General features: G+C 71.4%; 9 protein-coding genes and 1 pseudogene. 7 read left to right on the forward strand and 3 right to left on the reverse strand.

Translation table 11 applies throughout. The features are described 5' to 3' along the window. From ACQKIP_RS29080 to ACQKIP_RS29095, 4 genes and pseudogenes are all read left to right on the forward strand, one after another. Positions 1-325 (forward strand): annotated as a pseudogene (locus tag ACQKIP_RS29080) (hypothetical protein); the annotation flags it as partial. A 42-nt stretch (positions 326-367) separates the two neighbouring features. Beyond that, entirely contained in the window at positions 368-1939 is a 1572-nt protein-coding gene (locus tag ACQKIP_RS29085; protein ID WP_365860007.1) for an APC family permease, read from the forward strand. Positions 1940-2088: 149 nt separating this feature from the next. Continuing rightward, positions 2089-2754 (forward strand): molybdopterin-dependent oxidoreductase, encoded by a 666-nt coding sequence (locus ACQKIP_RS29090; protein WP_365860179.1) that lies wholly within the window; start codon positions 2089-2091, stop codon positions 2752-2754. After that, positions 2726-3331, forward strand: a complete 606-nt coding sequence (locus ACQKIP_RS29095) for a cytochrome b/b6 domain-containing protein (RefSeq protein WP_365860008.1) — start codon at positions 2726-2728, stop codon at positions 3329-3331. The genes ACQKIP_RS29090 and ACQKIP_RS29095 overlap by 29 nt, the downstream gene beginning before the upstream one ends. A gap of 151 nt (positions 3332-3482) precedes the next feature. Here the strand turns inward: ACQKIP_RS29095 and ACQKIP_RS29100 are convergent, their stop codons facing one another. Both ACQKIP_RS29100 and ACQKIP_RS29105 read right to left on the reverse strand, forming a co-directional pair. Next, positions 3483-4880 (reverse strand): gluconate:H+ symporter, encoded by a 1398-nt coding sequence (locus tag ACQKIP_RS29100; RefSeq protein WP_365860009.1) that lies wholly within the window; start codon positions 4878-4880, stop codon positions 3483-3485. 46 nt (positions 4881-4926) lie between these two features. Beyond that, positions 4927-5436 (reverse strand): gluconokinase, encoded by a 510-nt coding sequence (locus ACQKIP_RS29105; RefSeq protein WP_365860010.1) that lies wholly within the window; start codon positions 5434-5436, stop codon positions 4927-4929. Positions 5437-5608: 172 nt separating this feature from the next. Between ACQKIP_RS29105 and ACQKIP_RS29110 the strand changes: the two genes are divergently transcribed. Further along, positions 5609-6310, forward strand: a complete 702-nt coding sequence (locus ACQKIP_RS29110; RefSeq protein WP_365860011.1) for a FadR/GntR family transcriptional regulator — start codon at positions 5609-5611, stop codon at positions 6308-6310. A 19-nt stretch (positions 6311-6329) separates the two neighbouring features. Then, positions 6330-6737, forward strand: coding sequence for a YchJ family protein (locus ACQKIP_RS29115; RefSeq protein WP_365860012.1), 408 nt, complete (start codon positions 6330-6332; stop codon positions 6735-6737). A 21-nt stretch (positions 6738-6758) separates the two neighbouring features. Here the strand turns inward: ACQKIP_RS29115 and ACQKIP_RS29120 are convergent, their stop codons facing one another. Then, positions 6759-8036: a lipase family protein gene (locus tag ACQKIP_RS29120; RefSeq protein ID WP_365860013.1), complete on the reverse strand. Its 1278-nt coding sequence runs from the start codon at positions 8034-8036 to the stop codon at positions 6759-6761. 360 nt (positions 8037-8396) lie between these two features. Here ACQKIP_RS29120 and ACQKIP_RS29125 point away from each other — a divergent pair. Next, a partial coding sequence (locus ACQKIP_RS29125; RefSeq protein WP_427744565.1) for a peroxidase family protein occupies positions 8397-10441 on the forward strand: 2045 nt, incomplete at its 3' end.

Consider the following 10441-nt stretch of genomic DNA (forward strand, 5'->3'; position numbering starts at 1 on the left):
TGCCACCGCGGGCAGCGAGCCCGGCGACCCCGTCGCCTCCGGGCACTGGACGGGACGCCGGGCCCGCCAGGTCATGAAGGCCGCCTTCGACTGGTGGCTGGAGTGGGAGATGCCCGGCCGCCCCGGGCACACGACCTACCCGCGCTGTCGCGTCGACCTGAACTTCCTCGCCCACGCCAAGTTCTGCGAGGGCAGGGCGGCGGAATCGGCCGCCCTCTTCCACCGCATCGGCCGCCACGCGACCCCAGCCCCCTGGTCGTACCCGGACCGGGATCCGTACAAGGCGTTCACCGCCGCGCGCAGCGCCGCGCTCGGCTCCGCCTGACCCACCCCCATCAACCGGCACACCCGAAAGGACAACCGCGCCATGGCGACGGGCAGTTCGAGCAGAACGAGCGACACGAGAGCCGCGGGCGAGTCCGCCGGGAGCGGGATCAGCACGTACAAGGGCCAGGAGACGGCCCTGCGCGCGGGGCGCCTGGGCACGGCAGGTCTCCTCCTGTCCGTGCTCGCGGCGACCGGGCCGCTGATGGTCGTCGCGGGTGTCATGCCCACCACATACGGCGTGATGGGTGTGGTCGGACAGCCGCTGCTCTTCCTCATCCTCGGCGTGGTCCTCGGCCTGTTCAGCTTCGGATACGCCGAGATGAGCCGCCACGTCCACAACGCCGGCGCCTTCTACGCGTACATATCGAGGGGCCTCGGCGGCACCGCCGGGGCCGGCGCCTCGCTCGTCGCGCTCGTGGCCTACAGCGTGCTCCAGGCGGGCCTCTACGGCCTCCTCGGCTTCGAGGTCTCCGGGCTGATCGACACGTACTTCGACGTCCACGTCGCCTGGTGGATCCCGGCACTCGTCACCGTCGCCGTCGTCGCCGTGCTCGCCTGGCTGAAGATCGACCTGAACGCGCGCGTGCTCGGCGTCCTGCTGCTCATCGAGGTGGCGCTCGTCGTCATCTTCGACATCGCGGCCATCGCGGACCCGGCCAAGGAAGGCCTGTCCCTGCACGCGTTCAACCCGGAGACCCTCACCGGCGCGGGCGTCGCCACCTCGCTCTGCTTCTGCATCGCCGCCTTCACCGGCTTCGAACAGGCCCCCGTGTACGCGGAGGAGACCAGCCGTCCGCAGGTCGTCGTCGCCCGCGTGATGTTCTTCGCGGTGGGCTTCGTCGCGGTCTTCTTCGCGATCAGCTCCTGGGCGCTCACCGTCGCCGCGGGACCCTCCGGCATCGTCCCCGCCGCACAGGAACAGAGCGCGGGGCTGCTCTTCGGGCTCACCGAGTCCCGGCTCGGCGGCACCTTCACCGACGTACTGCACGTGCTGTTCGTGACCGGCATGTTCGCGGCGATCCTCTCCTTCCACAACGTGGTCGCGCGGTACGCCTTCGCCATGGGCCGGGAGGGTCTGCTGCCCGCCACGTTCGGCAGGACGAACACCTCCACCGGCGCCCCCGGCACCGGCTCGCTGCTCCAGACGATCGTCTCCGTCATCGTCGTGATCGCCTTCGCGGTGACCGACGACGGCAAGTTCGGCGACCCGACCGCCCCGGTCCTGCACCTGTTCACCTGGGGCGGCAACGTCGGCGCCCTGGGCGTCATCCTCCTGATGGCCACCGCTTCCATCGCCGTCATCGTCTTCTTCGTACGGCGCGGTGCGGCCCGCGCGCAGGCCTGGCGCATCACCGCGTCCGGGCTCGCCGCGGCCGGCCTGTTCGTCATCGCGGGCTACACCGTCAAGGACTTCGACGTCCTGGTCGGCGCGGGCCCCGGCTCGGCGCTCAGCTGGGTGCTGCCCGGCATCATCCTGCTCGCCGCGGTGATCGGCGTGGTCTACGGCGCGATCCTGCGCTCGACCAAGCCCGCGGCGCACGCCCGGATCGGCCTGGGCAACGAGGCGTTCCAGCTGGAGAAGGCGTCGGAGACACCGCCCGGCCAGGCGTGAGGCAAACCTGACGAAACGCTGACGGACACCCGCGGCCCCTGTACCCCCGGAGCCGCGGGTGCTCGAATCGAAGGGTGACGACTTCCCCTCCGAACCGGCCCGCGGACGACCACGGCGGCACGCCGGTCGGCCGCCGCCTGGTCCTCGGCATGCTCGGCCTCGGCGCCCTGGGCGTGGCCGCCGCGCCGCCGCTCCAGCGGGGCCTGGAATCCTTCCTGGGCGCCGCGTCCGACAAGGACCCCACGGGCCTGACCGACCTGCTCCCCAACGGCGGCGGCTTCCGCTACTACTCGGTGGCCGCGTCCGTTCCGCACAAGAGCGCCGCCGACTACCGCCTGAAGATCGACGGCCTGGTGGACCGCCCCGCGACGTACTCCCTGGCCGAGCTGCGGGCCCTGCCGCAGACCCGCATGGTGCGCGACGTCCAGTGCGTGACGGGCTGGCGGGTGCCGGGCACCCCCTTCGAGGGCGTGCGCCTCTCCCGCATCCTGGACGCGGCGGGGGTGCGCTCCACGGCCCGCGCGGTCCGCTTCACGTGCTTCGACGGCACGTACAGCGAGAGCCTGACGCTGAAGCAGGCCCGGCGCAAGGACGTCCTGGTGGCCCTGCGGATGCAGGACAAGGACCTGGGCCACAGCCACGGCGGCCCGGTCCGCCTCTATGTCGCCCCCATGTACTTCTACAAGTCGGCGAAGTGGCTCTCCGGGATCACGCTCACCGACGAGGTGGAGCCGGGTTACTGGGAGAAGCGGGGCTACGACGTCGACGCATGGGTGGGTGATTCGAATGGCAGGGACGACAAGCCCACGGCTTGAGGCGGCCGCGGCGCGGGTGCGCAGGTTCAGCCCCGCCGAGCGCTGGGTGCACCGCATGACGGCGATCCTGATGGGCGTGTGCGTGGCGAGCGCCGCGTGCCTCTACGTTCCCCAGCTTGCCGAGCTCGTGGGGCGCCGCGCCCTCGTGGTGAGCGTCCACGAATGGTCGGGACTGCTGCTCCCGGCCCCGTTCCTGGCGGGCCTCGCGTCCCGCGCCTTCCGCGGCGACCTGCGCCTCCTGAACCGCTTCGGGCCCTACGACAAGGCCTGGCTGCGGCGGCGCACCCGGCGGGCGGGCAAGTTCAACGCGGGCCAGAAGCTGTACGCGGGCTGGCTGGCCGGAGCGGTCCTGGTGATGCTGGGCACGGGCCTGCTGATGTGGTTCACGCACCTGACCCCCCTGTCCTGGCGCACGGGAAGCACGTTCGTCCACGACTGGCTCGCCCTCACCCTGGGCGTGGTGATCGCGGGCCACGTGGGGATGGCGTGGGCCGACCCGGAGGCGAGGCGGGGGATGCGGACCGGTTCGGTGGACCCGGAGTGGGCGGAGCGGGAGCATCCGCTGTGGCGGAAGTAGCGCAAACGCCGGACGGGCTGGAGAAGTCCAGCCCGTCCGGCGTTTGAGGACGAACTCGGCGAAGCCGGTGACGACGTCCACCAAGGCCCCCGCGCCGGCGGGTTTTCGGGAAGGGGCGGGGTTGGGGACGGGGAAGTTGCCCTGACCCCGCCTAAATGACAAGCGACAGCAACAGCACCAGACCGCCCGCGACGACGGAGATGATCGTCTCCATCACGGACCAGGTCTTGATGGTCTGCCCCACGCTCATCCCGAAGTACTCCTTCACCAGCCAGAATCCCGCGTCGTTCACGTGCGAGAAGAAGAGCGATCCCGCTCCGATGGCCAGCACGAGCAGCGCCGTGTGCGTGGTGGACATGTCCGCGGCCAGCGGTGCCACCAGGCCCGCGGCCGAGATGGTGGCCACCGTCGCCGAGCCCGTGGCGAGGCGGATCACCACGGCGATCAGCCACGCGAGCAGCAGCGCCGGAATCGACCAGTCCTTGGAGATCTCCAGGACCATCTGACCGACGCCCGAGTCGATGAGGGTCTGCTTGAAGCCACCGCCCGCACCCACGATCATCAGCACACCGGCGATCGGCGCGAGCGACTTCTCGACCGTGGTGGAGAGGCGTTCCTTGGTGAACCCGGCCGCACGGCCAAGCGTGAACATGCCCACGATGACCGCCGCGAGCAGCGCGATCAGGGGCGAGCCGATGACGTCGAAAACGCGCTGCACGGTGTGCTCGGGGTTGTCCACGATGATGTCGACCAGGGCCTTGGCCAGCATCATCACGACGGGAAGCAGCACCGTCGCGACCGTCACACCGAAGCCGGGACGCTTCTCCAGGTCCTCCGAGGGACGCTGCGGCATCATCTTCTCGGGAGCGGGGATGTCCACCCACTTCGCCGCGTACTTCGAGAAGACCGGCCCGGCGATGATCACCGTCGGGATGGCGACGAGCACACCGAGGGCCAGCGTGATGCCCAGGTTGGCGTCCACCGCGTCGATCGCGACCAGCGGACCGGGGTGCGGCGGAATGAGGCCGTGCATCACGGACAGACCGGCGAGGGCCGGGATACCGATCCGCATCAGGGAGTAGTTGCCGCGCTTGGCGACCATCAGGACGACCGGGATCAGCAGCACGATGCCGACCTCGAAGAAGAGCGGAAGCCCGATCACCGAGGCGATGAGGACCATCGCCCACGGCATCGAACGCCCGCCGGCCTTGGCAAGGATCGTGTCGACGATCTGGTCCGCGCCGCCGGAGTCGGCGAGCAGCTTGCCCAGGATCGCGCCGAGCGCGATCAGCACACCCACGCCCGCGACCGTCGAGCCGAGACCCGCGGTGAAGCTGGCGATCGCCTTGTCGAGCGGGGCGCCCGCGAAGGCGCCGAGGGCGAGCGACCCGATGGTCAGGGCCAGGAACGCGTGCAGCTTGAACTTCGTGATGAGCAGGACGATGACGGCGATGCCCGCGAGGACGGCGATTCCCAGCTGGGCGTGGCCAGCGGAGGTGATCGGCTCGACGGCGTCCGCTGCCAGCATCTCAACGCTGAGACTGGTCACGGTGCTTTTCCTTGTACGTCAGGGGAGAGGGTGCGGGGGACGGGAACTACTGGTCGAGTGCGCCCAGTGCCTCGAAGGCGCGCTCGCTGATCTCTTCCGGAGTGCCGGTGACGTCGACCGCGACGCCCGCCTCGTCCGCGCCGAGCGGCTGGAGCGTGGCGAACTGCGAGTCGAGCAGGGCCGTCGGCATGAAGTGGCCCTCGCGGTGCGACATCCGGTCCTCGATGAGGGCACGGTCGCCGGTGAGGTGGACGAAGACGACGCCGGGGGCCTCGGCCCGCAGCCGGTCGCGATAGCTGCGCTTGAGCGCCGAGCTGCTGACCACACCGCCGAGCCCGGCCCTGCCGTGGGCCCAGGCGCCGATGGCATCGAGCCACGGCCAGCGGTCTTCGTCGGTCAGCGGGGTCCCGGCCGACATCTTGGCGATGTTCGCCGGGGGGTGGAAGTCGTCGCCCTCGGCGTAGGGAACGCCGAGCCGATCCGCGAGCAGGGGACCGATCGTTGTCTTGCCGGTTCCTGCCACGCCCATCACTACGACGACGTGGGGGGTGCTCATCGCTGTGCTGCCTCGCTGTCTTCTTCGACATCGGTCCGGAAACGAGCCACGGGACGGGGGAGACCCGTGGCTCGTTCACGTCACTGAAACCCATTAGGTCTGACAAATTCAAGAGTCTGTGACACAAAAGTCTGACTTTTTGTTCCCGAGGGCCGCCGCATACCCTGACGTCATGACCGCACAGGCCCGTGGGCTGCACGCTCGTGTACTGGAAAGCCTCGGGCCCGCCATCACCGGCGGCGAGTACCCGCCGGGCAGCGTGTTGCGCACCGACGAGCTGGCCCAGCGGTTCGAGGTCTCACGCTCGGTCGTACGGGAAGCGGTGCGCGTCCTGGAGTCGATGCACCTCGTCGAGTCCCGGCGCCGGGTCGGCGTGACCGTACTGCCCACGGCCCAGTGGAACGTCTACGACCCGCAGGTCATCCGGTGGCGTCTGGCCGGCGCCGACCGGCCGCGCCAGCTGCGCTCCCTCACGGTCCTGCGCTCGGCGATCGAACCCGCCGCCGCGGGCCTGGCCGCCCAGCACGCCACTCCCGAGCAGTGCGCGGCCCTCACCGAGTGCGCCCTGGGCATGGTCGCCACCTCGCGGGGCCAGCAGCTGGAGGGCTACCTCTTCCACGACATCAACTTCCACCGCATCGTCCTGAACGCGTCGGGCAACGAGATGTTCGCCCGCCTCGGAGACGTCGTCGCGGAGGTCCTGGCGGGCCGCACCCACCACCAGGTCATGTTCGAGGACCCGGACCCGGCAGCCGTCACCCTGCACGTCAGGCTCGCGGAGGCGGTGCGCGAGGGGGACGCGGGGCGCGCCGAGGAGCTGACGCGGGAGATCGCCGTGGGGGCGCTGCACGAGCTGGACATCCTCGCTCCGTAGCCGGGGGACAATGGCCCGCATGTCCCGACGTACCCCCCGCCCCCAGATCACCGCATGCCCCTGCGGCCACCCCCAGCCGTACGAGAAGTGCTGTGGGCGGCTGCACCGGGGGGAGGCCATGGCCGCCGTCCCCGAGGAGCTGATGCGCTCCCGCTACTGCGCCTTCGCCGTCAAGGACGAGGCGTACCTCCTGCGCACCTGGCACCCGCGCACCCGGCCGCCCCGCGTGGAGTTCGACCCGGGGCTCCGCTGGGTCGGCCTGGAGATCCTGGACACCGCCGACGGCACCGCGTTCCACACCACCGGCACGGTCGAGTTCCGGGCCCGCTACACCGACGGGGGCCGCAAGGAGTCCCTGCACGAACGCAGCCGCTTCGAACGGCTCGACGGGGCCTGGGTGTACGTCGACGGCGCCTTCATCGACTGACCGGCCGGCCGGACAGCCGCCTCAGCGGATGTCCCCGTACTCGCTCATCACCCCCGGCGGAGCCAGCGCGTTCACGTAGTGCCCGGGGCCGTGGTCCTCGAAGGAGTACGCGAACGGGACGCCCCTGGTCAGCGCGAGCCGGGCGGCGAAGAACGCGAGCGGCGCCACCACCGCGAGCCCCGCGAGGCTGTCCATCTGCGGGTAGCGCGGCGCCGGATCGCGCACCTCGACCCAGCCCGGCTTCCGCCCCGGCCCCCGCACCAGACCGGCCAGGGCCCGCCCCGCCCCCTTGGCCCGGCGCCCGGCCGTGGCCCGCAGCCGTCCGCCGAGCAGATCGCCCGGCAGCGAAAGCGCCTCGATCAAGGTGTCGGCCACGAGCGTGAGCGCCCCGTCGACGACGCCCCGGTCCCGCCGGTAGTGGAACTCGCGGCCGAAGGGTGCGTAAGGCCCCACCGGGCGCGGCGGCAGCGAGGGCACCACGTCCCGGTCGTAGATGTAGCGGATGAGCCGGTCGCGCAGCACGTGCACGCCCTGCGTGTCGCAGGCCCGCTGGCAGGCGGCGGCGAACTCCGGGCCGCCGAGCATGGGCTGGCCGAAGGTGTAGACCGCCCTGAGGCGTTCCGCGACGGCGGCGTAGCGCGGCTCGTGGGCCAGCACGACGCCCATCAGCGCCGCCATCGCGCCGCCGAGGCTGTGCCCCGTGACGTAGAGCGCCTCCATGCCCCCGCCCACGGTGCCCTGCTCGTCGGGGTTGACCGACTCGCCGCGCAGCGCACGCTCCAGGGCCTGCATGACGAGGTACCGCGAGGCCCGCATGTTGCGGTAGAAGCCCGCGTGCACGTCGTACCGCTCGCCGCCGAGGTCGACACGGAGCGTCTCGGGCCGTACGTCGGCGTCGGTGAGGATGCTGATGATGTCCTCGGGCTGGGTGCCGCGGTAGCAGAGGATCACCACTCGCCGGTCCTTGTCCTGGAGGAGATAGGCCGCCGACGCGATGTAGAGCGCGCCCACCCGCTGCTCGAAGACCCGGCAGCGGTTCTCCTCCAGGCCGAGCCTCGCCATGATCATGGCGAGCGTCTGCGGGTCGGCGCTCTCGGGAGTACCCGCGTAGGCGTACGCCGAGCAGGTCGCCAGGGCGTGCGGGACGACACCCTCCGGATCGGGCTGCGCCTTGTCCGCGAGCAGCCGCTCCACCAGGTCCGGATAGACGGGGAAGCCCGCCGCGGGGCCGGTCGTGGTGACGCCCTTGTACGGGCGCAGATCGGTGAAGGACGGTGCCCTGGTGTGCTGGTCCCGCATGGATTCCTCCGCAACGGGCGCTGGCGGCAACGGAGTTGCGAGCACACCACCGGCCCGGTCGGCAGTCAACTCGTGCGCGCGGGGCCCCCGCCCACCCGTCACGGACCGGCCACCGGCGCGCCCGGCCCCCCGGGGCCGCTGAGAGAGGAGACTCCCCGAGGGGCGACGGAACGATCACCTGCTCCGCGCCGCTCGAACACCCCGGTACGCCCGACGGGCCCAAATACCCTGCCTTGCCTGCACGTTCGACGCGCGGACCGCCCGGCGGACATAGGCGAGAACCCACGCTGTGCCCGCCCCCCACCGCCACTAACGTCCTAGGGCCCCGTCCCGTACGCCTGCGCGCGAAGGAAGAGCCTGATGGCAGACACCGGCGAGTACGAGCAGACCTACGAGCGCTACGCGGGCGGCAGCCCCGAGGCGGAGCACCGCCTCTTCGAGCGCCTGGCCCGCGAGATCATGAAGGTCCAGGCGAAGAACCGGCGCGCGGGCGGCGCCGGTTCCCTCGCGCGCACCCAGCACGCGAAACCCGCGCTCGGCGTGGAGAACGCCCGCCTCACCTTCAACGACGACCTGCCCGAAGCCCTGCGCGGCGGCTACGCCCAGCCGGGCGCCGAGTACCCGGCGACCGTGCGGCTCTCCAACGCCAGCGGCACCCGGCAGCCCGACGCGGCGGCCGATCTGCGCGGCGTCGCCGTGCGGGTGGCGGTGTCGGACGAGGAGAGCCACGACCTGCTCGCCACCAACTTCCCGGTCTCGCACGCCCGCGACGCCCGTGAGTTCGTCGCCTTCGCCAAGGCCATGGCGGGCGCCACAAGCCCGGTGCAGAAGGCGTTCGGCCTGTTCGTGAAGCTCCCCCTTGCCGTCGGCCTCTCCACCGCGACCCGGATGCGGCGCAACATCCAGTCCGCCACCCGGCACACGGTCAACAGCCTCGCCAGGGAGACGTACTGGAGCCGCGGCGCCATCCTGTGGGGCGAGGCAGGACCGGTCCGCTACCTCCTGCGCCCCGTCGTGGGCAGCGCCCCCGAGCCCAAGCCCGAACGCCGCGACCCCGGCTTCCTGCACCGCGAACTCGCGCACCGCCTGGTCACCTCGGACGTCGCCTTCGACCTGTGCGTCCAGCGGTACGTGGACGAGAAGCGCACGCCCGTCGAGGACGGCTCGGTGGAGTGGAAGGACAACATCACGCCCGCCGTGCCCGTCGCCCGCCTCACCGTGCCGCGCCAGGACCTGTCGACCGTCGAGGCCATGGCGGCGGCCGGACGGGTCGAGGGGCTCGCCTTCAACCCCTGGTACACGACCGGCGAATTCCGCCCCCTGGGCAATCTCAACCGCGCCCGCAAGGCCGCGTACGAAGCGAGCGCCGCCCACCGCAAGGGCCTGCGCTTCACCACCGCGGAGCCGCTGCGCAACACCGTGCTCGGCATCCCGGTCGGCCGGTTCTTCGGCGCCCTGAACCGCTATGTGCCGTGGTACAGGCTGCCGTTGGAGGCGAGCCTGCTGAACCTGGTCTTCCTGCGCAAGGTGCTGCGGCGGCTCAACCTCATCGACACCGACGTCCCCGAGGCACCGCCGAAGGCCGTCCCCGTGCCCGCTCCGGTCGACGAGCGGCTGCGCACGGCACGCTCGTACGACGGCTCCTACAACGACCTTTCGGCGCCCTCCATGGGAGCCGTGGGCGCCGCCTTCGGACGCAACCTGAAGCCGGACTACCGGCCCGACCTCTTCGACACCCCGAACCCGGTCACCGTCAGCCGCACGCTCCTCCAGCGCGACACCTTCGTGCCCGCGACCTCGCTGAACGTCCTGGCCGCGGCCTGGATCCAGTTCCAGGTCCACGACTGGGTCAACCACCGCCGCTACCCGGTGGGCGGCAAGGCCGTCGAGGTCCCGCTGCCGCCCGGCAGCACCTGGCACAACACCCCCGGCGGGCCCGCCGAGAACGTGATGCGCTTCGCCGAGAACGAGGGCATCGAGGTCCCCGGCAACCAGCCCCCGATCCTCTTCGCCAACTCCGCGTCGCACTGGTGGGACGGCTCGGAGGTGTACGGCGCGGACGAGCGGACCGCGAGGTTCCTGCGCGAGGCGGGCGGCAGCGCCGACCTGCGCCTGGAGGACGGGCACCTGCCCGTGGGCCAGAACGGCATCCCGCTCACCGGCTTCAACGAGAGCTGGTGGCTCGGCCTGAGCGCGATGCACACCCTCTTCGCCCGCGAGCACAACGCGGTCTGCGCGGCGCTGCGGCACGAGTACCCCGCCATGAGCGAGGACAGCATCTACCACACGGCACGCCTGGTGGTCTCCGCGCTCATCGCCAAGATCCACACGGTGGAGTGGACCCCGGCGATCCTCGCCACCGAGGCCATCGACCTCGGCCTGCACACCAACTGGGAGGGCGCGGC

It is taken from the genome of Streptomyces sp. NPDC059900 (assembly GCF_050270335.1).
Classification (GTDB): Bacteria; Actinomycetota; Actinomycetes; order Streptomycetales; family Streptomycetaceae; genus Streptomyces.

Bases quoted from the DNA above. Each gene is read 5' to 3' on its own strand.
- ACQKIP_RS29085 (WP_365860007.1), top strand. From the start codon at position 368: ATGGCGACGGGCAGTTCGAGCAGAACGAGCGACACGAGAGCCGCGGGC.
- ACQKIP_RS29090 (WP_365860179.1), top strand. From the start codon at position 2,089: ATGCTCGGCCTCGGCGCCCTGGGCGTGGCCGCCGCGCCGCCGCTCCAG.
- ACQKIP_RS29095 (WP_365860008.1), top strand. From the start codon at position 2,726: ATGGCAGGGACGACAAGCCCACGGCTTGAGGCGGCCGCGGCGCGGGTG.
- ACQKIP_RS29105 (WP_365860010.1), bottom strand. From the start codon at position 5,436: ATGAGCACCCCCCACGTCGTCGTAGTGATGGGCGTGGCAGGAACCGGC.
- ACQKIP_RS29110 (WP_365860011.1), top strand. From the start codon at position 5,609: ATGACCGCACAGGCCCGTGGGCTGCACGCTCGTGTACTGGAAAGCCTC.
- ACQKIP_RS29115 (WP_365860012.1), top strand. From the start codon at position 6,330: ATGTCCCGACGTACCCCCCGCCCCCAGATCACCGCATGCCCCTGCGGC.
- ACQKIP_RS29120 (WP_365860013.1), bottom strand. From the start codon at position 8,036: ATGCGGGACCAGCACACCAGGGCACCGTCCTTCACCGATCTGCGCCCG.